Below are 25,942 nucleotides of genomic sequence, written 5' to 3'. Positions count from 1 at the left end.
TCAAAGCGCGATGTCGGCTTGCACCACTTCGATGCCCAGGCGCTGGTAATCCTCGACATTGCCCGAGGCCAGATGCCGCTCGGTGATCAGCGTCTGGATGCGCCGGCACGGCGCCACAACAAACGGCTCCACCGCGCCCAGTTTGTCCGCCATGCTCACGGCCACCACATGGGCGGCGCTGTCGAGCATCGCCTGTTTCACCGGCACCTCGTCGAAATGCAGCGAGCTGATGCCCACCTCGGGATGAATCGCGCAAACCCCGGTGAACAGCACATCAGCCTTGATCCCCTGCAGCAGGCGCAACGTTTCATGCCCGCTCGCCGACATCGTCGCCGGATTGAGCTGACCGCCCGCCAGAATGACCTTGATGCCTGTGTACTCGGCCAAAGCGATCGCGATGATCGGCGAGGCCGTGACCGCTGTGATGACAATGTTCGCAGGCAGGGAACGGGCGATCTGCAGCGTCGTCGAGCCCGAATCGAAAATCACAATCTGGCCATTCTTCACATACCGCGCAGCGAGTTGCGCCAGATGGGATTTCACCTCATCGGTTTCGCTGACCCGAGTGAAGAAATCCTTGCCGGTGTCCTTCGGCCGTGGCAACGCCCCGCCGTGCACCCGCTGCACCAGACCAGAGCCGTCCAGTTCTGCGAGATCACGGCGGATGGTGTCTTCGGACACGGCGAAATGCTGGCTCAACTCGGAAGCCATGACCTTGCCGTCACGTTCGAGGATCAACAGGATTTTTTGTCGGCGCAGGGAAGGCAGTTCGGCAATGGAATGGTCTTGCATGGTAATGCCTGTTTTTGCGGGTTTGTGCGAGATTAGCCAAAGCACCGCATAAACACAATCGGGGAAGTCGTTAAACTTCCTCCTCAGTTGGTCGCCATCCGTGCCGCAGTACCCGACTTCACCAGCGCATTCAACGACGCATCAAACTGCTTCAACGCGTTCACTTGCAGCTCGGTCTGCTGGTCAATCTGCGCCGCAATCTCCGGCGCCGCTTTACCGCGAACCCATACCGAAGGCATTTGCTGTTCACGGGCGCCTTCAGCCTGGCCGATGTATTGCAGGTTCGCGTCGTAGAACTTGGCGAGGAACCTTGCTTCAACCTGATCGTTGCGCTTGCTCACCAGGCGGCTGTAGGTGTCGAGCATCACCACCACGTCCGGATGCGCTTGCACCAGGGCGTCGAGGTTGTCGTAGACGGTCACCGAGGCGAATTGTTTCTGCAACGAGCCCATCAGCCAGTTGATCGCCAGTTTTGGATCGGAGCTTTTGATAAAGGCATTGCTGATGCGCGAATCGAGTGCGGCGTTCTTGCTGCCGTTAACGGCGACCGTGTGGTAGTTCTCAAGGTATTCGAGGGTGTTGATGGTGTTTTCGCTGTAGAGCACACCCACCGATTGGGATTGCTTCAGTTCGGCGCTGCTGTCCCCCATCGGCAGGAAATGGCAGGCCTGTGGGTCAGCGGCGTAGGCCGGGGCGGTGGCGGCGAAACCGCCAGTGAGGACGGCGACAAGGGCCAGGACAGTTGAGATTCTCATCGCGCAGGTTCCTTCAGAAGCGAGATCGGTATGACGCTATCCTCCTCTGATGACAAAAAAACAGAACTCGCATTTTTTGATGATGACTATCGATTGAACGAATGGTCAGGAAAGCCTATAGCTCAGGCTTGCCTGACGATATCCACCGCCACCTCCGTGCCGCTGTTTTCAAGCCAGTGGGTGTTCCTGCCCATTGCGCACACCTCTGGGTCTGGTTACCTGAACTAACCAGAAGTGCAACGCCCCCCTGCTGCCGCGTCAAGCGGTCGCCACGCGTTCGTTATGGCTACTCACTTCAAACTGCCCTACGAGTTTTTGCAGTTTGTTGGCATTGAGTCTCACCGTTTCGGCACTGCTTTGCAGCACCACCACCGTTTGACGCATCTCTACGGAAGACTGGTCAACTTTCTTGATCGTCTTCCCGTAGTCCAGGCTTCGCGTGTTCAGTTGCTGAATGATCGCAAACATACTCTCCACCGCTTGATGCAACTGCACGTTTTCCGACGAGGCATCTTCGGCCAGACGCAGGCTGTTATCGACGTCCTTGACGCCCTCCTCCATGACGCAGACAGCTTGTTGAGTTTCGCTCTTCAAGCCTTCGACCATTTGCCGAATGTCGTCGGCAGCGCCGGACGTGCGCGAAGCGAGGCTGCGTACTTCGTCGGCGACCACCGCAAATCCGCGGCCATGCTCACCCGCGCGGGCAGCCTCGATGGCGGCGTTGAGTGCCAGCAGATTGGTCTGGTTGGTGATGTCGCTGATTACGCCGGTGATTTTGCCGATCTCGGTCATCCGACTGTCGAGCGACTGCACGCTCGAAGAGGATCGCTCGACCACGTCCCGAATGGACTGCGTGCCTTGCTGCACGGCCAGGAATTGCTCGCGGGCACGGGTCACGACTTCATCCATCGCCTGTTTCATCTGTTCAGCGCTGGCGGACGCTTGCTGAATCTCGCCCAGTTGATCTTCAACGATAATCATCATGCGATGCACCGCGTCCGCGACCTCAACGGACGTCAGGCTGGCCTCCTGACTGCGGCCCAGCATCATCTGATTGGTGGTGCCGACATTGCGACTGGCCTTCACCACTTGCCCGACCACCGAGTCCAGATGATCGATGAAACTGTTGATCCAGCGCCCCATGTCACCGGTTTCATCGTTGGCCATTCTCGTCGTGTCCAGACGCTGACGAAGGTTGCCCTCGCCCTCGGCAATGGTTCTGATCACTCCCGTCATCTCGCCCAACCTCGTCGCCAGCCGTTTTGGACCCAACTGGCTGAACAACACAGTGGCGCAGACCATGCTCAGCACCTCGATGCTATCGATCAAACCCTGTGCCAGGCCGCTGTAATGCTGGATTACGAAATTGCAGGCAAACAGACCTGCCATGGTAGCGAGATAGGGTTTCATCAAGCCATAACTGAGCGAGCGCCGGCGGTAGACCTCCTCCAGATCGGCCTCGCACATCATGCCCCAGCGATCAGGCGATCCTGGCAGCTGGAACGTCACCCCCTTGCCGACCACCGGAATGTGCCGGTAGTCCGAATAACCGGGATACGTCACGAACAGATTGGAGCCCATGCGGATCGTTTCGCGCACGCCGGGATGCAGTTCTTCGGTCGCCGGGTCCGTGAAGCGCAGTTCCAGCTCGGTGTGCCGCTGGATTTTCACTGTCTTCCAGGACGTGCGTACGCCGGTTTTCAGATTGTCGCCATGGGTGAACGTACCGTCCTCGAAACGTGAACGCGACAATGCGGTTCCCGGCGCAATGGCCGGATCAAAATGCGACTGCGCCATGAACAGATAGTTGTCACCCGACTCGGCATAGATGTGCCCGGCCTCGCGCTGGATAAGGTCGCCCAACACATCGTTGGGCACGCGACCGCAGAGGCAGCCGAGGACTTTTCCATCGATCTTCAGGGGCTGATAGAACATCAGCGTGACTTCGTCGTGAAAGCGTGACGTCGATGGACCGATTTGCAGGGTCAGTGGATCGCTGTAAGGGCCGTGGAGAAACGGCGCCTTCAATCCTTCTGCCAAGGCGCGGGTTTTCCCGGACTGGTTTTTACCGCGTCCACTCCAGGTCGAAGCGATGACAACGCCGTCGACACCAACGACAAACAACTCTGAAAAATCTTCCGCCTGGCTGAGCTTGTCGGTCAGCGACGTATTGTCGATATGAGCAAAATCGCGACTGAGATTTTCCGCCAGTTCAGCCAGGTGTTCCCACTGCTCGCGCGTCCAGTTGTGAAGCAACTGCGCACGCGTTTGAGCAATGGCTTCGAAGGTTTGCTCGATCACCGGGTAAGCCGACTGATTGAGCCCGCATGACCAGCCCATCGCAATTTTTCCGGTTTTGCCGAACCAGGGTAACCAGTGCTTCTCGCTAGAGGACAACTGCATGAAAGTACTTGATAGCGACATTGGCTTCTCCAACTGCGACATTCGGATGGCAATCTGATAGCAACTATCAGGCCAAGTCGTAAGCACACTAATAATTAGTGCGCATCTAAGAGTATTCGGGGAGGGATCGCATTTTGGTTGCTTGAGCGCTCAAGACCGCATGCTTCAACTCAGTGCATCACGCGACACGCGCTCTAGAAAAGGGCTGACTCAAACAAAAACCAGCTTGCCGAATACATATGGATATCCGTATATTCGAATCTCCACACATTGACCGGCCTCGCCATGCTCAGCCCTCCCGCCATCTACAAATGCCTCTGCGACGAAACCCGCGCCCGGGCCACGCTGCTGATCACTCGTGAAGGCGAGTTATGTGTCTGCGAGCTGATGTGTGCGCTGGATGACAGCCAGCCCAAGATCTCACGCCACTTGGCCCAACTCCGTGCCTGTGGCCTGCTGCTTGATCGACGCCAGGGCCAATGGGTGTATTACCGACTTAACCCCGAACTACCCGCCTGGGTGCGCGCCGTGCTGGAAACCACCCTGCACGCCAATGCCGACTGGCTTGAAGAAAACAGCGCCCGCCTCAAACAGATGAGCGACCGTCCGCTCAATTCCGCAGCGTGCTGCTGACCTGACCCAACGGAGTTTCCATGCGAGTGCTATTCATGTGCACGGCCAACAGCTGCCGCAGCATCCTCTCAGAAGCACTGTTCAATCACCTGGCGCCTGCAGGTTTTGAGGCGGTCAGTGCCGGCAGTTTTCCCAAGGGCCAGGTGTTGCCGCGCAGCCTGACCACGTTGCAAGCGGCCGGGATCGCCACGGATGGCTTGAGCAGCAAAGGCAACGACGCGTTTGAGAGCAACCCTCCGGACATCGTCATCACCGTGTGCGACAAGGCTGCCGGTGAAACCTGCCCCGTGTACTTCGGCCCGGCGCTGAAGGCGCATTGGGGGCTGGAAGATCCATCGGAAGTAACGGGTGACGAAGTTGCAATATCCGCCGCTTTCCACGCGACCCTGACGCGTATCGAAACCCGCTGCCGGGCCTTTCTCGCCCTGCCCTTCGCCGACCTTGATCGCGATGCCTTGAAGCGCGAACTCGACCGCATCAGCGCCCTGTAACCGGAGCCGCCCATGACTCATCCATTGCCCAACCTCGACGCGTCATTGATCCAGACCCGTGATAGCGACGGTCGACACAAACCGCGAATCCTGCTGCTGTACGGCTCGACCCGCGCTCGCTCCTTCAGTCGCCTGATGGTCGAAGAAGCGGCCCGTTTACTCGAACACTTCGGCGCCGAGACACGGATTTTCAATCCCTCAGGTTTGCCACTGCCGGACGATGCGCCGAACGATCACCCGAAAGTCCAGGAGCTGCTGGAATTGATGCAATGGTCGGAAGGCCAGGTCTGGTGCTCGCCGGAGCGCCACGGTTCGATGTCCGCCGTGTTCAAGGCGCAGATCGACTGGGTGCCGCTGGCCATTGGCGCGGTGCGTCCGACCCAGGGCAAGACTCTGGCGGTGATGCAGGTGTGCGGCGGCTCGCAATCGTTCAACGTGGTCAATCAACTGCGTGTGCTGGGGCGCTGGATGCGGATGTTCACCATCCCCAATCAATCCTCGGTGCCGAAGGCTTTTCTGGAGTTCGACGAGAGCAACCGCATGAAGCCCTCCGCGCTGTATGACCGGGTGGTGGACGTGATGGAGGAACTGGTGAAGTTCACCCTGTTGCTTCGTGATCGCCCGGATCTGGTGGACCGCTATTCGGAGCGCAAGGAGTCGGCTGAAGCGCTGACCCAGCGCGTCAATCAGCGGTCAATTTGATTGCACACTTGGCCTTGGCAATCACACACCTTGTGGGAGCGAGCTTGCTCGCGATAGCGGACTGGCAGGCAGCAAATATGTTGAATGTCAGACCACGATCGCGAGCAAGCTCGCTCCCACATTTGTTCGGTGTTGGTCGCAAGATATGTGGCCGACAAAAATCCCTGTGGGAGCGGGCTTGCTCGCGAAGAGGCCGGCACATCCAGCATTAATCTTGACTGACCCACCGCCTTCGCGAGCAAGCCCGCTCCCACATTTGTTTAGTGTTGTTCACAAGTCTTTCAGCCAGCACCGTTCCCTGTGGGAGCGAGCTTGCTCGCGATGGCGGTCTTACGTTCAATATATGTGCTGCCTGCTACTCCGCTATCGCGAGCAAGCTTTGCTCCTACAGGTTTTTCGCTTGCCCAATCTCCACCACGCCCCCGCTCAACCGCACCGGCCAAACCCGCAGCCGCTGTTGCGGATACTCCAGGCAACTGCCGTCTTCAAGCCGGAAATGCTGTTTGTAGATCGGCGACGCCACCACCAGATCGCCCTTGATGCTGCCAACCAGCCCGCGACCGATGACATTCGCCCCGGATTGCGGGTCATGGTTGTCGATGGCAAACAGGGTCTGGCCCTCGGCACCCGGCAGGTAGAACAGCGCCACTTGCGCGCCGTCGAGCCACACGACCACGCCGGAGTTGTCGACCAGGTCCTGTTGCGCGCACACGGTTTGCCAGGCCTCGGTGTTTTCCAGGACAGCACTGTGTTGGGTATTGGATGGGCTCATCAGGCAATCTCCTCGGTGACCGGGATCAGGTTGAGTTCGGCGGCCATGATCGGGCGCCGTTGGCCGCGCTCCTGGACAAAGTGGATGTCCGGGTCCGGGCGTTTATCGTTGACGAAGGTGCGGAAGCGCTTGAGTTTTTCCGGGTTTTTGAGGGCGTTCGCCCACTCGCATTCATAACGATCGACCACCAATTGCATCTGCGATTCGAGCTCTTCACCGAGCCCGAGGCTGTCGTTGATGATCACGTCCTTGAGGAAGTCGAGGCCGCCCTCCAGGCTTTCACGCCACACCGAAGTGCGCTGCAATTTGTCGGCGGTGCGGATGTAGAACATCAGGAAGCGGTCGATGTAGCGGATCAGGGTTTCATCATCGAGATCGGTGGCGAACAACTCGGCGTGACGCGGACGCATCCCACCATTGCCGGCGATGTAGAGGTTCCAGCCCTTCTCGGTGGCGATCACACCGACGTCCTTGCTCTGGGCTTCGGCGCATTCGCGGGTGCAACCGGACACGGCGAATTTGAGTTTGTGCGGCGAGCGCAGGCCTTTGTAGCGGTCCTCGATGATCAGGGCCATTTTCACGCTGTCCTGTACGCCATAGCGGCACCAGGTGCTGCCGACGCAGGATTTCACCGTGCGCGTGGATTTGCCGTAGGCGTGCCCGGTTTCAAAACCGGCTGCGATCAGCTCGCTCCAAATGTCCGGCAACTCATGCAACTGCGCGCCAAACAGGTCGATGCGCTGGCCGCCGGTGATTTTGGTGTAGAGGTCGTATTTCTTCGCCACCACGCCAATCGCGATCAGTTTGTCGGCGCTAATCTCGCCACCGGGGATGCGCGGTACCACGGAGTAAGTGCCGTTTTTCTGCATGTTGGCCATGAAGGTGTCGTTGGTGTCCTGCAACGGCACCAGCGACGGGTCCATGATCGGCTGGTTCCAGCACGAGGCGAGGATCGAGCCCACCGCCGGTTTGCACACGTCACAACCGGTGTGGCCACGGCCATGCCTGGCCAGCAGTTCTTCGAAAGTGGTCAAGCCTTCCACCCGCACCAGCGCATAGAGTTCCTGACGGGTGTAGGCGAAGTGTTCGCACAGGCTCTTGTCGACACTGACGCCACGGGCAATCAACTCATGCTCGAAGACTTGCTTGAGCAACCCGGCGCACCCACCGCAACCGGTGCAGGCCTTGGTCTGCGACTTGAGCAAGCCGAGGTCGGTGCAGCCACCGTCGATGGCCGAGCAGATCGCACCTTTGGTGACGTTGTGGCAAGAGCACACCGTGGCCGACTCGGGCAACGCGCCAGGGCCGAGGGTCGGTGCGCCTTCGGACGACGGCAGGATCAGACTGGCCGGTTCCGCCGGCAAGGCAATGGCGTTCTGCATGTATTGCAGCAGCGTGTCGTAATAGCTGTTGTCACCGACCAGCACTGCACCCAACACGTACTTGCCGGTAGGGTCGACCACCAACCGCCGATAACTGGCGGTGGCTTCGTCGATGAACTGATAACTGCGCGCGCCCGGCGTATGGGCGTGGGCATCGCCGATGGAACCGACGTCAACGCCCAGCAGTTTGAGCTTGGTCGACATGTCCGCGCCCAGGAACGGTTCGGCGGTCTGGTTGCACACTTGCGCGGCCACCCCACGGGCCATTTGGTAACCCGGCGCGACCAGGCCGAACAGGCTGCCATTCCACGCCGCGCACTCGCCGATGGCGTATATGTTCGGGTCGCTGCTCAGGCACTCGTCGTTAATCACCACGCCGCCGCGCGGACCGATCTCCAGCGCGCATTGGCGAGCCAACGCGTCTTGCGCACGAATACCGGCAGAGAACACGATCAGGTCGGTTTCGAGGAATTCGTCGTTGGCAAAGTTCATGCGATAGCGGTAATCCGTGCCCGCGCTGATCGATTGCGTGGCACGGGACAGGTGCACACCGACGCCCAGCCGTTCAATCTGCGCCTTGAGTGCCAAACCACCGAAGTCATCCAGTTGCACTGGCATCAGCCGTGGAGCGAACTCGACGACATGCGCTTCCAGCCCCAGGCTTTTCAGCGCATTGGCCGCTTCAAGACCGAGCAAGCCACCGCCGACCACCACACCGCGCCGGGCGTTGGCCGCTGCTGCGCGAATGGCATCGAGGTCTTCGAGCGTGCGATACACCAACCGCGAATCACCCTCGGCGCCTTCGATGGGCGGCACAAACGGATAGGAGCCGGTGGCCAGGATCAATTTGTCGTAAGCGACACAGCCCAGGGCAGTAATTACCTCGCACCGGGCGCGGTCGATTTCCAGCACCGGCACACCCAGATGCAGGGTGACGCCGGGCGTCTGGTACAGCGACGCGTCCGACAGCGCCAACGACTCAGCATCGCGGCCAGTGAAATACTCGGACAGATGCACGCGGTCGTAGGCACGCATCGGCTCTTCGCTGAAGACGTGCAAGCGGTAGTGGTCCAGCGCTCCGCGCTCGATCAACTGTTCGACACAATGATGTCCGACCATGCCATTGCCGATCACGATCAGCGTTTGCAGTTTGTTCAACGCGGCAACATTGGAATTCATAAAAAGCACCCTTCGCACGGCCAATCACGGTTCAAAAAGCAAAAAAAAACGCCTGAAACCTTGCGGTTCCAGGCGTCTTTGCCTGTTCTTTTGCGGTGTTCAAACCCGACGTCTATGCCCGGTCCACCGATGTTGCCCACGACCTGTTCGGCCATTCGATCGTCGTTGACCGAGGGGGCGACCCACTGCATGTATGACGGTGGGTTTGAACAAGGGCTTGCAGCGTTTGTGCCAATCGCCGGCAATTGCTCGGAAAACCGCAGGCCTTACCGGTCGCAGGGCTGCCACGATGAATGCGAGAGGCTGGCGAAGGTTTATTTTTTGCCTCCGACTGGTGCACCGCGCGATATAAAAGTGCATCGACGCTCCCTTTGATCGCCCTCACGAATACCTTCCCTTTGTGCGGAACCCGGCCAGAACCCGCTGATTACCTGCCGCTCAAGCCTGAATAAATCCCTATCGAAAATTTCTGGCGCGTGACTTGCTAGTAACACAAGCAAAGCAGTCAACGCTGATTGCCCACCTACGACAAAGGCGCCGTGTAACCCCCGTGTTTTTAACGGAGGGTCACATGGCGCTTTTTTTGTTTCCGGGTCGGGCACGTGCAGGCAAGAGGTCAAGGGGCGAGGATGATAAACACCAGCGTACGCAGCGTCTGTCCTTATTGTGGCGTGGGTTGCGGCATCGTCATGCAGGTCGCGGATAACCGGGTCGTCAAGGTCACCGGCGACAAGGCTCATCCGGCTAACTTCGGTCGGCTCTGCACTAAGGGCACGACCTGCGGCCAGGCGATCGCCGAGTCGGGACGCATGGAAAACGCCTATCTGCGTCACGAGCGCAATCGCGATCCCGTGCGGATTGCCATGGACCAGGCCATCAGCGAAACCGCCAGCCGACTGCGCGCCATCCTTGATCGCCACGGCCCGGATGCGTTGGCGTTCTACGTCTCCGGGCAGATGTCGCTGGAGGCCCAGTACCTGATCAACAAGTTGGCCAAAGGCTTTGTCCGCACCAATAACATCGAATCCAACTCGCGCCTGTGCATGGCCAGCGCCGGCAGCGGCTACAAGCTGTCCCTCGGCTCCGACGGGCCACCCGGCTCTTATGAAGACTTCGATCGCGCCGAGCTGTTCTTCGTGATCGGCGCCAACATGGCCGACTGTCACCCGATTCTGTTCCTGCGCATGATGGATCGGGTCAAGGCCGGGGCGAAGCTGATTGTGGTCGATCCACGGCGCAACGCCACCGCGGACAAGGCCGGTTTGTTCCTGCAAATCAAACCCGGCACGGACCTGGCGTTGCTCAATGGCCTGCTGCATCTGCTGGTGAAAAACGGTCACACCGACCCGGACTTCATCGCCGCGTTTACCGAAGGCTGGGACGCCATGCCGGCGTTCCTCGAAGATTATCCGCCGGCCACCGTCGCCGGGATCACCGGCATTCCCGAGGCCGACATTCGTCAGGCTGCCGAGTGGATCGGCCAGGCCGCCGAGTGGATGAGTTGCTGGACCATGGGCCTCAATCAAAGCACCCACGGCACCTGGAACACCAATGCCCTGTGCAACTTGCACCTGGCTACCGGCGCAATCTGCCGCCCCGGCAGCGGGCCGTTTTCCCTGACCGGGCAACCGAACGCCATGGGCGGTCGCGAAATGGGCTACATGGGCCCCGGTCTGCCGGGACAGCGTTCGGTGTTGGTCGAAGCCGATCGCTTGTTCATCGAAGACTTGTGGCGCATCCCTCACGACAGCCTGCCCCGGGAAGTTGGCGGAGGCACCGTGGCGATGTTCGAGCAGATGAGCGCCGGCCAGATCAAAGCCTGTTGGATCATCTGCACCAACCCGGTCGCTTCGGGCCCCAACCGGCAGAAAGTCATCGAAGGCTTGCAGACCGCCGAACTGGTCATCACCCAGGATGCGTTCCTCGACACCGAGACCAACCGCTACGCCGACATCCTCCTGCCGGGCGCCCTGTGGGCCGAAGCCGAGGGCGTGATGATCAACTCCGAGCGCAACCTGACGCTGATGCAAAAAGCCGTGGAGCCGCCCGGCGAAACCCTGCCCGACTGGCAAATCATCGCCCGGGTCGCCTGCGAAATGGGCTTCGCCGAGGCGTTCACCTACACCAGCGCTTCAGACGTATTTGAGGAGATCAAACGCGCCTGGAACCCCAAGACCGGTTATGACATTCGCGGCGCCAGTTACGCACGCCTGCGGGACAAACCGCTGCAATGGCCTTGCGCGGCCGATGAGGCGACGGACCGCCACCCGATTCGCTACCTGAATAACGGCGTGAGCCAGACGCTCAAGCTCGACCACGATGGCAACCCACCTGCCCTCGTGTTCGCCACCGAGCGCGGCAAAGGCATCTTCCTCCCGCGCCCGCACATGCCACCGGCGGAAATGCCGGGCGAGGACTTTCCCTTTGTGCTCAACACCGGTCGCTTGCAGCACCAGTGGCACACCCTGACCAAGACCGGCAAGGTCGCGACCCTGAACAAGCTCAATCCGGGGCCTTTCATCGAGCTGCATCCGGAAGATGCCGCCAACCTCGGCATCAAGGACAAGGACCATGTCGAAGTGCGCTCCCTGCGCGGCCGCGCCGTGCTGCCGGCCGTGGTGACCGACCGGGTGCGCCAGGGCAACTGCTTTGCGCCGTTTCACTGGAACGACGTGTTTGGCGAAAACCTGGCGATCAACGCGGTGACCAACGACGCCGTCGACCCGATTTCGCTCCAGCCTGAATTCAAGTTTTGTGCGGTCGCCCTGCAACGCGTGAAATTGATCGAGCATCAGTTTCTCAACGTGCCGACGGCTATCGATACTCCCCACTTGTCCGAGGAATTGTCCATGTCGCGTATCGAGGCCTTCGCCGATCTCGCCGGCATCAGTCGCGTGCCTTCTCCGCAACTGAACGAAAGTGAACGCACCTACCTCGCCGGTTTTCTCAGCGGCTTGCAGTCCCCGGCCGGGCGCCAGGCGGTGGGTGTCCCTACCCTGCCCGCCAATGCGCCGCTGGCCGCTGATTCGCGGTTATGGCTGGATGGATTGCTCGGTGGGTTGTTCAGCCGTATCGAATCAAGCACTCCACAACTGAACAGTGAAAACGGCCCCAGCGTGACCTTGTTATGGGCCTCACAAACCGGCAACGCCGAAGCCTTGGCCGAGCGTTTTGCCGCGCGGTTACGTGACGGCGGGATCGCCGTGAAATTGAGCGCGATGGCGGATTTCCCGGCGAGCAAACTGGCGAGCACCCACACGCTGGCCCTGATCAGTAGCACCTTCGGCGACGGCGATCCGCCGGACAATGGCGAAGGTTTCTGGCACACCTTGAAGACCGCCGAAACCCGTCTGGAATCCCTGCGATTTGCGGTGCTGGCGCTGGGCGATCCCAGCTACGACCAGTTCTGCAAGCACGGCAAGCAACTCGATCAACGCTTGCAGGAATTGGGTGCGACCCGGTTGCTGGAACGGGTTGATTGCGACACGGAATTCGAAGAACGAGCAGAGGCGTGGCTGAGCCAATTTCAACAAACGCTGAAACCGGCGACACCGAGCATTGCCGTCAGCCCCGTCGAGACGCCCGGCAAAGCCAAGCCCCACGCTTCACGTCTGCTGATCAACCGACACCTGAACCAACAGAGCCGCCACAAGGAAACCCGCATGTTTTCCCTGGACCTGGCGAACTCCGGGCTCAGCTACGAAGCGGGCGATGCGTTGGGCGTGATACCACGCAACTGCCCGGAACTGGTCGATGAATTGCTCGACCTGACCCGACTCGGGGCCAACACCCCCGTGAACCTCGACAAGCTCGGTGAAGTCCCGCTGCACCAGGCACTGACCGAGCACCTGGAAATCGCCCGGCCCAACCTCGACACCCTGACTTTCATCGCCGAACGCAGTGCCAATCCGGCGTTGAAGCACCTGCTGGGCAGTGAACGCAAAGCTGACTTGAAAGACTGGCTGTGGGGCCGACAACTGGCGGACGTGCTACAGGAATTCCCGATCGACTGTTCGGCGCAAGAGCTGCTGGGTACGCTCAAACGCCTGCAACCGCGCCTGTATTCGATTGCCTCAAGCTCCAAGGAGCACCCGCAGGAAGTCCATCTCACCGTGGCCGCCGTTCGCTACGGCAAACGCAAAGGTGTGTCCTCGACCTTCCTCGCCGACCGCGTAGAGAGCGGCGACGTGCCGGTATTCGTCCAGCCATCCAAACACTTCCGCGCGCCCGCCGATGGCGATCTGCCGATGATCATGATCGGTCCCGGCACCGGCGTGGCGCCGTTTCGCGCCTTCCTGCAAGAACGCCGCGCCCGGGGCGATCAGGGCCGCAACTGGCTGTTCTTCGGCGAGCAACACGCCGCGACCGATTTCTACTACCGCGAGGAACTCGAAGGCATGCAGCACGATGGCCTGCTGACACAACTCAGCCTGGCGTTTTCCCGTGACCAGCCAGAAAAGATCTATGTGCAGGACCGAATCCGCGAACAAGGCGCCGAACTGTGGCGCTGGCTGCAGGAAGGTGCGCAGGTATACATCTGCGGTGATGCCAGCCGCATGGCCAAGGACGTCGACCAGGCATTGCGCCAGGTTGCGCAGCGGCATGGTGGGCTGAGTCAGGAAAATGCCGTGGATTACTGGCGGCAAATGAGTGAGCAGAAGCGGTATTTGCGGGATGTTTATTGATGTTGTAAAAGCAGCACCGCAGCGGCACGGTCCTTATTCTCAAGCGTTGGATGTGCCGGCCCCTTCGCGGGCAAGCCCGGCTCCCACAGGGGTTCCTTGTCGATCACAGATTATGTGTACGACGCAGACCCAGTGTGGGAGCGAGCTTGCTCGCGAAAGTGGTGTGTCTGCGAAGGGGATGTTGAATGTGATGGCCTCTTTGCGAGCAAGCTCGCTCCCACAGGGGTTCTGCGGCGACCTCAGATGATGTGCCCGGCGCAGATCCCAGTATGGGAGCTTGCTCCTACAGTGTTTGAGGAGTGTCGTGATTACGAACGCAGTACTCCGATCGCCCGCCGATACTTCTCAACCCGCTCCAGGTCATCCCACGACGGCTGGGCTATGCGCGACAAGTCGCTGTTCTCTTCCAGGTCCGCGAGTTTGACCACTCGCCCGATCGGGTTCAGCGCCGCGCGTTCGACGAAGGCTTCATAGGACTCGCCGGGCACTTTGGTGACCGACGCGATGGCCTCCAGCACTGTTTCGCTGAAGCCTTCCTGACGCAGTGTGTCGAGGCTGATGCCGGTGTCTTCGACCACGTCGTGCAGCACGGCGACGATCCGTTCTTCCAGGGTCGTCACCCGCAGCATGACTTTCAAAGGATGCAGGATGTAAGGCGCGCCGCCCTTGTCGACCTGCCCTTCGTGGGCGGCAGCGGCGATGGCGATGGCACGTTCCAGGGTCTGGCTCATCTTGGTTCTCCTTGAGTTAAACGCCGTGTGCTTAAAGCTTGTAGGTCACATACCGCCCACGCCCGGTTTTCTTGGCTTGGTACATCACGCGGTCCGCAGCCAGCAGCAGTGTATCGGCTGAACTTTGCCCGTTACCCAACGCAATACCGATCGAAACACCAACGATGCACACCGTGCCGGAAATGAAGAACGGCGCGCTCAAGGACTCGATGCAGTGGGTCGCGACGGTGCCCAGCGTCTCTTCGGCATGGCTTCCCAGGTCGCTCAACAGCACGACAAACTCGTCACCGCCGATGCGCGCCAGGGTGTCGTTCTCGCGCACCACCGAAGAGAAACGCCGCGCCACCTGGCGCAAAACCTCATCGCCGGCCTCGTGCCCCAGGCTGTCGTTGATGTGCTTGAAACCATCGAGGTCCATAAACAGCAAGCCGACTTGCGTGTCGGTGCGTCGCGCCTGAGCCAACACTTGCCGAAGCTTGCCAGAGAGATGATGCCGGTTGGTCAGCCCCGTGAGGGTGTCGTGATGGGCAATTTTCTTGAGTTCGTCCTGTTTGTCATTGAGCTTGAGCAACAAGCGATTGAACGCCGAGATCAAGTGCCCGACTTCATCATTGCGAATGACCGCCAGGGGCGCGTGTGGCAGTTCATCGCGGGTCATGCGGTCAGCCTGCTCGGCCGCCCGGAACAGGTGACGAAAGACGAAATACAGCCCGATGGAGGCGAAGGTGGCAAAGAAAATAATCGATAAAAACGCCCCTTTGATCAAAAAATGCTGGGTGCGCGTCACCGTGGCAAACGCCTCGCTGGTCGGCAAGCGAGCCACGATGTACCAGCCGGCACTCGGCACCGCCGCGATCGCGGCGACTTCCTCGACGCCTTTGGAATTGAGCGTCAACCCGGTGCCGCGAAACCCCGCGATCGCCCGATCGTGCAGCGCATTGACGCCGGGAGGCGACGTTGGCTTGAGTTGCACATCACGGCTGGAGGACTCGACAAACAAATGGCTTTCGGGAAAAACCAGCAGGAAATCCCCCGTGGCATCCCCCACGCGACTTTGCAGCAGCGCATCCAGAAGCCCTGTCGTACCGAGTACGCTGACACCCACCAGCACAGCCTGGACGTCGCCGGCGGCATTCTTGATGGGAGATGACATGGGAAGGACCGGATCCTGGGTCGCCCTGTCCACCTCTGGTTGACCGATAAACGAACGCCCCGCCAACCCGGCCTTAACGTAATCACGTTCGGCGTAATCGGTATTCATCGACTGCGGGTAGTTCGCGAGCGGACGCCCCTGCGGGCTCACGATGGCTAAATCCGCAGTGAACAGCGCTTGGTAGTCGTAATGCGCTTTGAGCCACGCTTGCAATGGCTCCGGCCGGGTCAGCAAATCGACCGGGACAGTGTCGGCAAGGCGATCCAGCAGCAACTGACGCTGGACGATTTTGTAGTCGATATCGCGCGCGACATAGGTCGCCAGGGTCAATTGCTGGCCTTCCACCACCGCGCTTAAATCCTCGCGCAGGAAGTTGGTCAAGACGAAATACCGCACCACCGCGCCAAAAATGACTATGCACAGCGCCAATAACAGCAGTCGCGTGACGATGCTGCTACTGATTCGGGTGAAATCCAGCGGCGTGTGATGATGTTTTGGCATCACGCGAGTGTATCCGAATATGCCAGCACGATCCCGAAGGCTATGATCTTTTGATCTACCTCTCGACACTCGCGCAATAACAAAAATACAGGAGTTGAAAATGTCAGAACTGAAACTGCATCCCAGCGCAGCAGCATCCTTGAACCAGTGGCACGAGATGATCCGCACCGGCAACTTGAAAGCCTTGCCCGAATTGCTCGACCCACAAGCGGTATTCCGCTCGCCCATGGCGCACACACCTTATGCGGGCGCGGCCGTGGTGTCGATGATTCTCAACACCGTGTTCAACGTGTTCGAGAACTTTGAATACCACCGCGAACTGGCGACGGCGGATGGGTTGAATGTGGTGTTGGAGTTCAGCGCCGACGTCGGGGGGAAAGCGTTAAAAGGGATCGACATGATCCGCTTCGACGAACACGGGAGAATCGTTGAGTTTGAAGTGATGGTTCGTCCGCTGAGTGGCTTGCAGGCGTTGGGGGCGGAAATGGGCGCCCGGCTGGGTGCGTATCTGGCGGCTAGTAAAGCCTGATCCTCGAAAACGGACAGATTCATGTTCTGAAATCTGTCCGTTTTTGCGCGTGTAACGCCAGGGTATTTACTGCGGATTCCAAGGAAAAAGGGTGACGGTTTGATCAATCGTTTGCGGCTGGCTGTTGCCGATGCCTGCCGCGACGCTGACACCCGGATCGGAAGCCGAACGCAGGCCGAACGTTTGTATGCCAGCTTGCGCCACCAGGTACAGCGTGAGGTTAAAAGAGAAGGCGCCGCCACCGTCAGCGCCCCAGGACGTATTTATCACCACCACGCTGGCGTCAATCGAAAAGGAATAGACCGGAAGAACACTGCGGTTGGTGGCATGAATACTAATGCCGCCCCCGCCTTCAAAAACAGGACCTGTGCTCCACGCAACCTGCGAGCCTTGCGCCGACAATTGCACCCCGATTCGCTGGCCTGGCTGAGCATTGCTGACTTGTAATTGCACTTGCTGATAGACGTTATCGTCGCTCATCGGTAAAAACTCCTTCTCGGTCAATGGATCAAAAACAGCATTCCTTCGAACAAGAACCCTAGCTGCAAACTGAAAAATCGGCGTTGGGAATTGAGGCGTGCGCCTGTGGGAGCGGGCTTGCTCGCGAAGGCGGTGTGTCAGCCGACGTCAATGCTGAATGAAACACCGCTTTCGCGAGCAAGCCCGCTCCCACAGGAGGTATCGGGCACCATTCAAATAATCTGCGCCGCGACCGCCGCCTTGTCGATCACCGACCAGACATCGCAAATCTTCCCGTCCTTGAACTCGTAAAACACATTCTCGCTAAACACCACTCGTCGCCCATTCACCGACACGCCAAACAATTCCCCGACCGGCGTGCAATCGAAGCACAGCCTGGCGGCGATATGCGGTGGGTCGGCGATGAGCCGTTCGATCACAAAACGCAGATCCGGGATCGCGCGAAAATCCCGTTCCAGCATCGCCCGATAACCGGCCAACCCGACACGCTCGCCGTTGTAGCGCACGTTTTCATCGAGCAGTTGACCCAATACCGACCAGTCCTGGCGGTTAAGGCAGTCGATGTAGGTGCGATAGGCGTCGCTGAGTGCTTGTTTGTTCATGGCTCAATCTCTCCTTTCCAACCGTTTAAAGCCAGGCCCAAACCCTCTGCATCCGTTATTTATGCTCAGTTCCCAGCTTAATAATATTTTACCGATATCAGAGTGAACCCTAGTCTTGACCCCAAGCGATGGCAGGCCATAACCGACCTGACTCCCACTTCGAAGGGTATTGAGATGACCACAGAAAAAATAAAAACAGACACGCTGATCGTTGGCGCCGGTCAGGCTGGCGTGGCCATGAGTGAACACCTGAGCAAACTCGGTGTGCCGCATCTGGTGCTGGAGCGTAGCCGCATTGCCGAGCGCTGGCGCACCGGGCGTTGGGATTCGTTGGTGGCCAATGGTCCGGCCTGGCACGATCGTTTTCCCGGCATGGAATTCGATGACCTGAGCCCCGACGGCTTTGCCCCGAAAGAACGGGTGGCCGATTACTTCGAAGCCTACGCCAAGAAATTCAATGCGCCGATCCGTACCGGCGTGGACGTGCTGAAGGTCGAGCGCAATGTCGGTCGCCCGGGCTTCACCATTGAAACCTCCGAAGGCGTGATCGAAGCCAACCGCGTCGTGGCCGCCACCGGACCGTTCCAGCGCCCGGTGATCCCGCCGATTGCGCCGAAAGACGCGCCTTTCACCCAGATTCACTCCGCCGAATACCGCAACCCGCAGCAACTGCCTGAAGGCGCGGTGCTGGTGGTGGGCGCCGGGTCGTCGGGGGTGCAGATTGCCGATGAATTGCAGGGCGCGGGCAAGAAAGTCTATCTCTCGGTGGGCGCCCACGACCGCCCTCCTCGCGCCTATCGCAACCGTGATTTCTGCTGGTGGCTGGGGGTGCTCGGCGAGTGGGATCAAGCGGCGATGAAACCGGGTCGTGAGCACGTGACCATCGCGGTCAGCGGTGCCCATGGCGGTCGCACCGTAGACTTCCGTGGCCTGGCCCACGGCGGGATGACGCTGGTCGGCCTGACCCAATCGTTCAATGGCTCCGTGGCGTCCTTCCAGTCAAACCTCGCCGAGAACCTGGCGCGGGGCGATGAAAACTACCTCACGCTGCTGAATGCCGCCGACGCCTACATCGAGCGCAATGGCCTGGACCTGCCCCTAGAGCCCGAAGCCCGGCACGTGTTCTCGGACCCGGACTGCGTGACGAACCCGATTCTTGAACTCGACCTCGTCAAGGCCGGCGTGACCTCGATCATCTGGGCCACCGGTTTTGCCACGGATTACAGCTGGCTGAACGTCGGCGCCTTCGACGATAACGGCAAGCCGCAGCATCAGCGCGGTGTGTCGAGCGAACCGGGCGTGTATTTCCTCGGCCTGCCCTGGCAGTCCCGTCGCGGCTCGTCGTTTATCTGGGGCGTGTGGCACGACGCGAAATACGTGGCCGACCACATCGCCATCCAGCGTTCGTACCTCGAATACCGCGATGCGGACCAGCGTGAAGCCGAAACCGCCCCCGTCGCCCTTAAAACCAGCGCCAGCGCTTAATTCTTTTCCAGGAGCCGCACATGTCCACCCCAACGCATACCCGTATTCGCATGTTCAACACCAAGGAAACCTACCCAAACCAGACCCTGGACAATGACCTGTGTCAAGCCGTCCGCGCCGGCAACACCGTGTATGTTCGTGGCCAGGTCGGGACTGATTTCGAAGGCAACCTGATCGGCCTCGGCGACCCGCGTGCGCAAGCCGAACAAGCCATGCGCAACGTCAAACAACTGCTGGAAGAAGCTGGCAGCGACCTGAGCCACATCGTCAAAACCACCACCTACCTGATCGACCCGCGCTACCGAGAGCCGGTGTATCAGGAAGTCGGCAAGTGGCTCAAAGGCGTGTTTCCGATTTCGACCGGGTTGGTGGTGTCGGCGCTGGGGCAGCCACAGTGGTTGATGGAAATTGATGTGATTGCGGTGATTCCCGATTAAACACGGGAAGGCTTAATTACGCCGTTCCATGTAGCAGCTGGCGAAGCCTGCGTTCGGCTGCGAAGCAGTCGCAAGACCTGAACACGCGGTGCTCCTGAGGCACCGCATCGCCTGATTTCACGACTGCTTCGCAGCCGAACGCAGGCTTCGCCAGCTGCTACAGGTTGCGTGCCCCCTCTCCAAGGCTGAACAAGGAGCAAAACCCATGACCTTCTCCATCGCCGCAAGATGCCCCGAAACCGGTCAGTTCGGCATCGCCATCAGTTCTTCCAGCATCGCCGTCGGCGCCCGTTGCCCGTGGCTGCTGCCGGGTGTCGGCGCGGTCTCGACGCAAAACATCACCCTGCCGTCCCTCGGACCGGACACCCTCGCCCTCATGGAACAAGGCCTCTCGCCCTCCGATGCACTGGACAAAGTGCTGACCCGCAACGGCTACAGCCAATATCGCCAGATCACCGCGATCGACCACCTCGGCCGCACCGCGCATTTCAGCGGCTCGGAAACCCTGGGCAACCACAACGCCGTGTCCGGCGAGCAATGTGTGGCGGCCGGCAACATGCTGGTGGATCGGTCGGTGATCGACGCCATGGTCCGGGCGTTCGAACAGGCTGAAGGGCAACTCGCTGATCGCTTGCTGGCGGCGATGCAAGCCGCCATGGTGGCGGGCGGTGAAGCCGGGCCGGTGCATTCGGCGGCGATGGTGGTGGTCGGCGAACTGACCTGGCCGATCATCAACCTGCGGGTGGACTGGGCCGATGAAGACCCGATCGGCCAACTCGAAAAACTGTGGGACGCCTATCGCCCGCAGGTTCAGGACTACATCGACCGTGCCCTGGCGCCTGATCGGTCCCCTGGTTACGGCGTCGCCGGAGACGACCGATGAGCAACAGCCGCGATGTGCTTCAAACGTTGGTGGCGTTCGACACCACGAGCCGCGAATCCAATCTGCAGCTCATCGAGTTCGTCCGCGACTACCTCGCCCAATTCGATGTGCCGTGCGAACTGGTCTACAACGAGCAACGCAGCAAGGCCAATCTGTTCGCGACCATCGGCCCGGCGGAACTGCCGGGCATTGTGCTGTCGGGGCACACCGATGTGGTGCCGGTCGATGGCCAGCCGTGGACTGTTGCGCCCTTCGAACTGACCGAGCGCGACGGCAAACTATACGGTCGCGGCACGGCGGACATGAAAGGCTACATCGCTTGCGTGCTCGCCTTGGTGCCGTCGCTGGTCAAGGCGTCGTTGCGGCGGCCGGTGCACATCGCGCTGTCCTACGATGAAGAAGTCGGTTGCCTCGGCGTGCGCTCGCTGCTCAAAGCGCTGGAGCAACGCCCGGTCAAACCGATGCTCTGCATCATTGGCGAACCGACCGAGCTCAAACCGGTGCTCGGCCACAAGGGCAAACTGGCGATGCGTTGCGATATTCATGGTGAAGCCTGCCATTCGGCGTACGCGCCGCTGGGGGTCAACGCGATTGAATACGCCGCCGAACTGATCGGTGAACTGGGACGAATTGGCCAGCGGCTGAAAGCGCCGGAGCATCACGACGCCCGGTTCGATCCACCCTTCAGCACCGTGCAAACCGGCGTGATTGCCGGCGGCAAGGCGTTGAACATCGTCCCCGCCGATTGCCGCTTCGACTTTGAAATCCGCGCCCTGCCCTCGTTTGATCCGAACGATGTTGCGCAGGAACTGCAAACGTACGCCGAGCAGCAGGTTTTGCCGCGTATGCGCGCTGTGAGTGCGCAGAGCGACATCCGTTTCAGTGAGTTGTCGGCGTATCCCGGACTGGCCACCGATGCCCACAGCGAGGCCGCTGAATTGATCGCGGCATTCTCGGGTTCCCGGGAGTTTGGCACCGTAGCATTCGGCACCGAGGGCGGTCTGTTTGACGCGGCAGGGATCCCGACGGTGGTCTGCGGTCCGGGCAGCATGGACCAGGGCCACAAGCCGGACGAGTTCGTCAGCGTCGAGCAGTTGAATGGTTGCGACGCGATGCTGCAACGGATGCTGGCATCGATCAGTTGAGCGCCAGGCCCGACGCTCAGGTATAGAGTCGGGCCAGTTCTTCCTGGCAATAATCCACGAACAACTGCACCGGTTTGGTCAGTTGCGATCGTCTGAGCCACGCCGCCGATAACCCCGAGCCCGTCACCGTTTCCGCGAGCGGAATGCACACCAGTTGTTGCCCGTCGTAGGTGTAGGGCGAAAACGGTTTGGTCACCAGAATCGAGAAACCAAAACCGCGCCCGACCATGCCGCGCACCATCTCGATTGAAGGCGAGCTGAAGACGATGTGCGGGGTCAATCCACGCTCTTCGAAAATGCTGACAAAGTAGGTACGGCTCGGTACCACGTCGAGCAAAATCATCGGTTCCAGCACCAGGTCATCCAGCGACACTTTCGCCTGTTGCGCGAAGCGATGGTCCGCCGGCAGTAACGCGTAGGGCTGTTGTGGCGGCATCAGTGGAACGGTCTCGATCGTGCTGTCCAGATCGTGCTCGAACAGCATCGCCAAATCGATGCTGCCAGCGGTCAGGGCCTGCACCAATTCCTGTTGCTCGCCATCGCGAATGCGGATCTCCACGCCTGGCCAGCGCTCCTTGAAACCGGCGATCAAACGCGGCAGGTACAGCGGCGCCACGGTTTCAAAGCAACCGATATCGATCTGCCCCGCCACCACGTCATTGTCCGCCAGCGCGTTCTGCTCAAACTCGTGCGCGACCCGCAGCAACTCCAGCGCCTTGCGGTAAAACCGCGAGCCGCTCGGCGTCAGCGAAACACCCTGGGCGTGATGGCGGATAAACAGTTGTACGCCGAAGCTTTCTTCCAGGTGCTTGATCGCCGTCGAGACCGACGGCTGGGCGATATAGAGCTTGCGCGAAGCCTCCGCCACGCTGCCGCACTCGGCGGTGGTGACGAAATAACGTAGCTGTCGCAGGTTGTAAGCGGCCATGCGGATCTCCAGAAAACACAACAACCATGGCCCCACACCTCCCCTGTAGGAGCTGTCGAGTGAAACGAGGCTGCGATCTTTTGATGTTAAAGATCAAGATCAAAAGATCGCAGCCTCGTTTCACTCGACAGCTCCTACGGGGATCGTGTCGCGCCAGTCTGCGGGGTATCTGAACGCCCGCGATCTATCCAGAACATACCGGACCCACCCAATCGCCGGGCATATTTTTTTTAAGGTTTGAAGCAACAAACTTACTAATTTATCTATGCCGAGGCTTTGCACATGATCACTCCAACAAAAAAAGCGTCGCCCACGCGGTGCTCACCGAAGTACGTCCACGTACTCACATTGCCTTGGAGTTCGTCATGGTCACCTCTGCAACAACGTCCGCTCCGCTGATCGAGAAGCACACGATCGGTTATGTCCCGCCGCAAGATCGCCATGGAAAGGTCCGGGACTTGTTCACCCTCTGGTTCGGCGGCAACATCGCGCCGCTGCCCATCGTCACCGGCGCCCTCGGCGTGCAACTGTTTCACCTGAACCTGGTGTGGGGTGTCATCGCCATTCTGGTTGGGCATCTGGTCGGTGGCGTGCTGATGGCGCTGCACTCGGCGCAAGGCCCGCAAATGGGCATCCCGCAGATGATCCAGAGCCGTGCGCAATTCGGCTCTCTCGGCGCGCTGCTGGTGGTGCTGATCGCCGGCATCATGTACATCGGCTTCTTCGCCTCCAACATCGTCCTCGCCGGCAAGTCCCTGCACGGCGTGGTCGACAGCGTGCCAGTGCCGGTGGGCATCGTCATCGGCGCCCTCGGTTCGGGGATCATCGGCATCATCGGCTACCGCTTCATCCACGTGCTCAACCGCATCGGCACCTGGGTGCTCGGCGCCGGCATCGTGCTGGGCTTCGGCTACATCTTCACCCACGTGCAGACCGCCGACTTCCTCACCCGCGGCAGCTTCAACATCTCCGGCTGGCTGGCCACGGTGTCGCTGGCGGCGCTTTGGCAAATCGCCTTCGCCCCATATGTGTCCGACTACTCGCGCTACCTGCCGGCCGACGTGCCCGTCGCATCGACGTTCTGGACCACCTACCTCGGAACGGTGCTCGGCTCCAGCCTGTCGTTCATCTTCGGCGCCGTCGCCGTGCTCGCCACGCCCGTCGGCATGGACACCATGGACGCCGTCAAACTCGCCACCGGCTCCATCGGCCCGTTGATGCTGGTGCTGTTCCTGCTCAGCGTCATCAGCCACAACGCCCTCAACCTGTACGGCGCCGTACTGTCGCTGATCACCCTGGTGCAAACCTTCGCCTACCGCTGGATCCCCACCGCCAAAAGCCGCGCCGTGCTCTCGATCATCGTCCTCGGCGCCTGCTGCTTCGCCGCCGTCGGCGCCTCGGCAGACTTCATCGGCCACTTCGTCGACATGGTGCTGGTGCTGCTGGTGGTGTTGGTGCCATGGACCGCGATCAACCTGATCGACTTCTACGCGATCCACAAAGGTCAGTACGACATCGACTCGATCTTCCACGTCGATGGCGGCATCTACGGACGCTACAACCCCCAGGCATTGTTGGCCTACGCGATCGGGATTGCGGTGCAGATTCCGTTCATGAACACGCCGCTGTACGTCGGGCCGATTTCCGAGCACATCAATGGTGCGGATTTGTCTTGGTTGGTGGGGTTGGTGGTGACATCGCCGTTGTATTTCTGGTTGGCGAGTCGGGATAGTGCTTATAAGCGGCGGTTGTCCGTGGGGAAACCGGCGAGCAGCGTGTAAACGTTCAGGCATGAAAAAACCCGCTTTGAGACGCGGGTTTTTTGCTGTTTTGATGCACCGCTTCAGAATTACAACAGTGTCAGCGTGGCTTTACTCCTTTGGTGCTGGCAATGTCTTCTGCTTGACTGGTTACAGAGACGGCGTCGCCGTCCAGAATGGTGCCGTCGATATTCGTCACTTGATAGACCACCTCAGCTGTCCCTTGGAAACTAATCTTATTATTTAGAAGCCAGCGTTTTTTGAGGATTTGCGTGTCTTGGACGCTCAACGCATAAGTCATGACCGGATGCTCCCTGATCACACTCTCCATCGAGGTTAACGCCAGGTCGGTTAACAACTGCGCATCCGGGATGGTCAACGCATTAACCCGGGCTGCCAGCGCCTCCCACGTCTTGATCTGCAAGTTTTGCGTTATCGTTTGCCTGGACTTGGGTAGCGCATCGAATTCGCGACGTTTGGTGGCGACTTCAGCCGCGAAGTCCTGCATGAACTGAACCTTCTTTGCAAACTCCTCAATGGTGGTTTTTAGCCGGTCGCGATCCGCTTTCCTGGCCAAGGATCGAGGATCAAATATTGCCCAGCAAGCGCTCAGCCGCGACTCAAACAGGTCCTCCCTTGCGGTCGTAGTGACCATATTGAAGGTTTTGTCTGTACGGAAAGCTCCTGCAATGTTGTCGACACCATTCATGAGGTACTGCGCGGCCATGAGGGACTCCTGGAGACCTAAAACCATTTGGTTTCGCGCCGCAAACCACGTGTCCTCCTTGCTCCCTTTTACATCTGCAGCCCTTTCAGGCGGTTCCAGGCGCGTGTTTTTCACTGTGTCATAAAGAGCCGTAAACCGTGACATCCGGAGTTTTGCTGCAACCATCTCCGTCAGTCGCGCCTCGCTCAATGCAACAATCCGGGTCTTGGAACCAGACGACGCGGGTGGAGGGAGTGGCGTCCCAGGCGTAAGAGGTCTAAGACCTACAGCGCTTCGTACCTGGGCATTTTTTGTCAGCGCGCTGCAAATTTCGTCTGCCGCATCACGCACTGCGGCAATGCCACCCTGGCGACTTTGCAACATGATGTTCTGCGCTTCAGTTGTGAAAGCGATCGACCCATCAACACCGATTTTCTTCGGATCGCCCAAGGTCGTTTTAAGCGCATTGATTTCGGCCAGGTCGCCTGTTGCATTGGATGTAGCAGTCGCACTTTTTGACGCCGCGATGGCGGCCTCGTCGGCGCTCTTTCCCACTCCCAAAGCAGTGGCCGTGGCCTTTTGAGCCTCGGCAGTAGCCTTCTGTGATTCCGCTATTGACTGCTTCAAAAGAGCAATTTGTTTTTGTTTTTCCAATGCGTCTTTTTGATCATCCAAGGCGTCCGCGAAGACCGGGGCACCGAGAAGTAACGCAAGAAAAGACGTGCACGTGTAAACACCGAACAAACGTTTGGGAAATCCATGCATAAAGGCTCCGCGTCGGCTTGAGTCGACTGTTGGTTTTCTAAGT

At 59.7% G+C, this 25,942-nt stretch carries 22 protein-coding genes; 11 read left to right on the top strand and 11 right to left on the bottom strand.

Annotation, left to right across the window (positions count from 1 at the left end; genetic code table 11):
• Positions 1-792: a DeoR/GlpR family DNA-binding transcription regulator gene (locus tag HB680_RS14905; protein WP_213939384.1), complete on the bottom strand. Its 792-nt coding sequence runs from the start codon at positions 790-792 to the stop codon at positions 1-3.
• A gap of 83 nt (positions 793-875) precedes the next feature.
• Complete coding sequence (locus HB680_RS14900) at positions 876-1,547, bottom strand: ATPase (RefSeq protein WP_213939383.1); 672 nt, start codon at positions 1,545-1,547, stop codon at positions 876-878.
• Between the two features lie 30 nt (positions 1,548-1,577).
• On the opposite strand from HB680_RS14900, the gene HB680_RS14895 reads away from it, so the two are divergent.
• Positions 1,578-1,775: a hypothetical protein gene (locus tag HB680_RS14895; RefSeq protein ID WP_213939382.1), complete on the top strand. Its 198-nt coding sequence runs from the start codon at positions 1,578-1,580 to the stop codon at positions 1,773-1,775.
• A gap of 30 nt (positions 1,776-1,805) precedes the next feature.
• Here the strand turns inward: HB680_RS14895 and HB680_RS14890 are convergent, their stop codons facing one another.
• On the bottom strand, positions 1,806-3,971 hold the full coding sequence (locus tag HB680_RS14890) for a methyl-accepting chemotaxis protein (protein WP_213939381.1): 2,166 nt from the start codon (positions 3,969-3,971) through the stop codon (positions 1,806-1,808).
• Positions 3,972-4,235: 264 nt separating this feature from the next.
• Here HB680_RS14890 and HB680_RS14885 point away from each other — a divergent pair, with 264 nt between their 5' ends.
• The 3 genes from HB680_RS14885 to arsH are packed head-to-tail and all read left to right on the top strand — an operon-like array spanning position 4,236 to position 5,776.
• Positions 4,236-4,583, top strand: coding sequence for a metalloregulator ArsR/SmtB family transcription factor (locus HB680_RS14885; protein WP_213939380.1), 348 nt, complete (start codon positions 4,236-4,238; stop codon positions 4,581-4,583).
• 20 nt (positions 4,584-4,603) lie between these two features.
• Positions 4,604-5,074 carry an arsenate reductase ArsC gene (locus HB680_RS14880; RefSeq protein WP_213939379.1) on the top strand — a complete coding sequence of 157 codons (471 nt, stop codon included), beginning with the start codon at positions 4,604-4,606 and terminating at the stop codon, positions 5,072-5,074.
• Between the two features lie 12 nt (positions 5,075-5,086).
• Positions 5,087-5,776: an arsenical resistance protein ArsH gene (gene arsH / locus HB680_RS14875; RefSeq protein WP_213939378.1), complete on the top strand. Its 690-nt coding sequence runs from the start codon at positions 5,087-5,089 to the stop codon at positions 5,774-5,776.
• A gap of 385 nt (positions 5,777-6,161) precedes the next feature.
• On the opposite strand, the gene nirD is transcribed toward arsH, so the two are convergent.
• Entirely contained in the window at positions 6,162-6,548 is a 387-nt protein-coding gene (gene nirD, locus HB680_RS14870) for a nitrite reductase small subunit NirD (protein WP_213939377.1), read from the bottom strand.
• Positions 6,548-9,109, bottom strand: a complete 2,562-nt coding sequence (gene nirB / locus HB680_RS14865; RefSeq protein ID WP_213939376.1) for a nitrite reductase large subunit NirB — start codon at positions 9,107-9,109, stop codon at positions 6,548-6,550. The genes nirD and nirB overlap by 1 nt, the downstream gene beginning before the upstream one ends.
• A gap of 629 nt (positions 9,110-9,738) precedes the next feature.
• Between nirB and HB680_RS14860 the strand changes: the two genes are divergently transcribed.
• Entirely contained in the window at positions 9,739-13,794 is a 4,056-nt protein-coding gene (locus HB680_RS14860) for a bifunctional nitrate reductase/sulfite reductase flavoprotein subunit alpha (protein WP_213939375.1), read from the top strand.
• 308 nt (positions 13,795-14,102) lie between these two features.
• Here the strand turns inward: HB680_RS14860 and HB680_RS14855 are convergent, their stop codons facing one another.
• Positions 14,103-14,525, bottom strand: coding sequence for an HD domain-containing protein (locus HB680_RS14855; RefSeq protein WP_213939374.1), 423 nt, complete (start codon positions 14,523-14,525; stop codon positions 14,103-14,105).
• 31 nt (positions 14,526-14,556) lie between these two features.
• Entirely contained in the window at positions 14,557-16,179 is a 1,623-nt protein-coding gene (locus HB680_RS14850; protein WP_213939373.1) for a diguanylate cyclase, read from the bottom strand.
• Positions 16,180-16,279: 100 nt separating this feature from the next.
• On the opposite strand from HB680_RS14850, the gene HB680_RS14845 reads away from it, so the two are divergent.
• Positions 16,280-16,708 (top strand): nuclear transport factor 2 family protein, encoded by a 429-nt coding sequence (locus tag HB680_RS14845; RefSeq protein WP_213939372.1) that lies wholly within the window; start codon positions 16,280-16,282, stop codon positions 16,706-16,708.
• Positions 16,709-16,774: 66 nt separating this feature from the next.
• Here the strand turns inward: HB680_RS14845 and HB680_RS14840 are convergent, their stop codons facing one another.
• A complete protein-coding gene (locus HB680_RS14840; RefSeq protein WP_213939371.1) occupies positions 16,775-17,188 on the bottom strand; it encodes a hypothetical protein in 414 nt (137 codons plus the stop codon).
• 212 nt (positions 17,189-17,400) lie between these two features.
• Positions 17,401-17,790: an ester cyclase gene (locus HB680_RS14835; protein ID WP_213939370.1), complete on the bottom strand. Its 390-nt coding sequence runs from the start codon at positions 17,788-17,790 to the stop codon at positions 17,401-17,403.
• A 174-nt stretch (positions 17,791-17,964) separates the two neighbouring features.
• Here HB680_RS14835 and HB680_RS14830 point away from each other — a divergent pair, with 174 nt between their 5' ends.
• From HB680_RS14830 to argE, 4 genes are all read left to right on the top strand, one after another.
• Complete coding sequence (locus tag HB680_RS14830; RefSeq protein ID WP_213939369.1) at positions 17,965-19,275, top strand: NAD(P)/FAD-dependent oxidoreductase; 1,311 nt, start codon at positions 17,965-17,967, stop codon at positions 19,273-19,275.
• Between the two features lie 20 nt (positions 19,276-19,295).
• Positions 19,296-19,712: a RidA family protein gene (locus HB680_RS14825; protein ID WP_213939368.1), complete on the top strand. Its 417-nt coding sequence runs from the start codon at positions 19,296-19,298 to the stop codon at positions 19,710-19,712.
• Positions 19,713-19,917: 205 nt separating this feature from the next.
• Complete coding sequence (locus HB680_RS14820; RefSeq protein ID WP_213939367.1) at positions 19,918-20,595, top strand: DUF1028 domain-containing protein; 678 nt, start codon at positions 19,918-19,920, stop codon at positions 20,593-20,595.
• Positions 20,592-21,740 carry an acetylornithine deacetylase gene (gene argE, locus HB680_RS14815; protein ID WP_213939366.1) on the top strand — a complete coding sequence of 383 codons (1,149 nt, stop codon included), beginning with the start codon at positions 20,592-20,594 and terminating at the stop codon, positions 21,738-21,740. Before HB680_RS14820 ends, argE begins: the two co-directional genes overlap by 4 nt.
• A gap of 16 nt (positions 21,741-21,756) precedes the next feature.
• Here the strand turns inward: argE and HB680_RS14810 are convergent, their stop codons facing one another.
• Positions 21,757-22,668 carry a LysR family transcriptional regulator gene (locus HB680_RS14810; RefSeq protein WP_213939365.1) on the bottom strand — a complete coding sequence of 304 codons (912 nt, stop codon included), beginning with the start codon at positions 22,666-22,668 and terminating at the stop codon, positions 21,757-21,759.
• A gap of 365 nt (positions 22,669-23,033) precedes the next feature.
• On the opposite strand from HB680_RS14810, the gene HB680_RS14805 reads away from it, so the two are divergent.
• A complete protein-coding gene (locus HB680_RS14805) occupies positions 23,034-24,449 on the top strand; it encodes a cytosine permease (RefSeq protein WP_213939364.1) in 1,416 nt (471 codons plus the stop codon).
• A gap of 79 nt (positions 24,450-24,528) precedes the next feature.
• Here the strand turns inward: HB680_RS14805 and HB680_RS14800 are convergent, their stop codons facing one another.
• Positions 24,529-25,899 (bottom strand): hypothetical protein, encoded by a 1,371-nt coding sequence (locus HB680_RS14800; protein ID WP_213939363.1) that lies wholly within the window; start codon positions 25,897-25,899, stop codon positions 24,529-24,531.
• Positions 25,900-25,942: the final 43 nt, after the last annotated feature.

The sequence above is a fragment of the Pseudomonas sp. dw_612 genome (assembly GCF_018449725.1).
GTDB lineage: Bacteria > Pseudomonadota > Gammaproteobacteria > Pseudomonadales > Pseudomonadaceae > Aquipseudomonas.
The sequence above is the reverse complement of the archived record's forward strand: the minus strand, read 5'-3'. Positions and strand labels throughout refer to the sequence as shown.

Coding starts and splice junctions, on each gene's coding strand:
- HB680_RS14905 (WP_213939384.1), bottom strand. CDS start 792: ATGCAAGACCATTCCATTGCCGAACTGCCTTCCCTGCGCCGACAAAAA.
- HB680_RS14900 (WP_213939383.1), bottom strand. CDS start 1,547: ATGAGAATCTCAACTGTCCTGGCCCTTGTCGCCGTCCTCACTGGCGGT.
- HB680_RS14895 (WP_213939382.1), top strand. CDS start 1,578: ATGACGCTATCCTCCTCTGATGACAAAAAAACAGAACTCGCATTTTTT.
- HB680_RS14890 (WP_213939381.1), bottom strand. CDS start 3,971: ATGTCGCTATCAAGTACTTTCATGCAGTTGTCCTCTAGCGAGAAGCAC.
- HB680_RS14885 (WP_213939380.1), top strand. CDS start 4,236: ATGCTCAGCCCTCCCGCCATCTACAAATGCCTCTGCGACGAAACCCGC.
- HB680_RS14880 (WP_213939379.1), top strand. CDS start 4,604: ATGCGAGTGCTATTCATGTGCACGGCCAACAGCTGCCGCAGCATCCTC.
- arsH (WP_213939378.1), top strand. CDS start 5,087: ATGACTCATCCATTGCCCAACCTCGACGCGTCATTGATCCAGACCCGT.
- nirD (WP_213939377.1), bottom strand. CDS start 6,548: ATGAGCCCATCCAATACCCAACACAGTGCTGTCCTGGAAAACACCGAG.
- nirB (WP_213939376.1), bottom strand. CDS start 9,109: ATGAATTCCAATGTTGCCGCGTTGAACAAACTGCAAACGCTGATCGTG.
- HB680_RS14860 (WP_213939375.1), top strand. CDS start 9,739: ATGATAAACACCAGCGTACGCAGCGTCTGTCCTTATTGTGGCGTGGGT.
- HB680_RS14855 (WP_213939374.1), bottom strand. CDS start 14,525: ATGAGCCAGACCCTGGAACGTGCCATCGCCATCGCCGCTGCCGCCCAC.
- HB680_RS14850 (WP_213939373.1), bottom strand. CDS start 16,179: ATGCCAAAACATCATCACACGCCGCTGGATTTCACCCGAATCAGTAGC.
- HB680_RS14845 (WP_213939372.1), top strand. CDS start 16,280: ATGTCAGAACTGAAACTGCATCCCAGCGCAGCAGCATCCTTGAACCAG.
- HB680_RS14840 (WP_213939371.1), bottom strand. CDS start 17,188: ATGAGCGACGATAACGTCTATCAGCAAGTGCAATTACAAGTCAGCAAT.
- HB680_RS14835 (WP_213939370.1), bottom strand. CDS start 17,790: ATGAACAAACAAGCACTCAGCGACGCCTATCGCACCTACATCGACTGC.
- HB680_RS14830 (WP_213939369.1), top strand. CDS start 17,965: ATGACCACAGAAAAAATAAAAACAGACACGCTGATCGTTGGCGCCGGT.
- HB680_RS14825 (WP_213939368.1), top strand. CDS start 19,296: ATGTCCACCCCAACGCATACCCGTATTCGCATGTTCAACACCAAGGAA.
- HB680_RS14820 (WP_213939367.1), top strand. CDS start 19,918: ATGACCTTCTCCATCGCCGCAAGATGCCCCGAAACCGGTCAGTTCGGC.
- argE (WP_213939366.1), top strand. CDS start 20,592: ATGAGCAACAGCCGCGATGTGCTTCAAACGTTGGTGGCGTTCGACACC.
- HB680_RS14810 (WP_213939365.1), bottom strand. CDS start 22,668: ATGGCCGCTTACAACCTGCGACAGCTACGTTATTTCGTCACCACCGCC.
- HB680_RS14805 (WP_213939364.1), top strand. CDS start 23,034: ATGGTCACCTCTGCAACAACGTCCGCTCCGCTGATCGAGAAGCACACG.
- HB680_RS14800 (WP_213939363.1), bottom strand. CDS start 25,899: ATGCATGGATTTCCCAAACGTTTGTTCGGTGTTTACACGTGCACGTCT.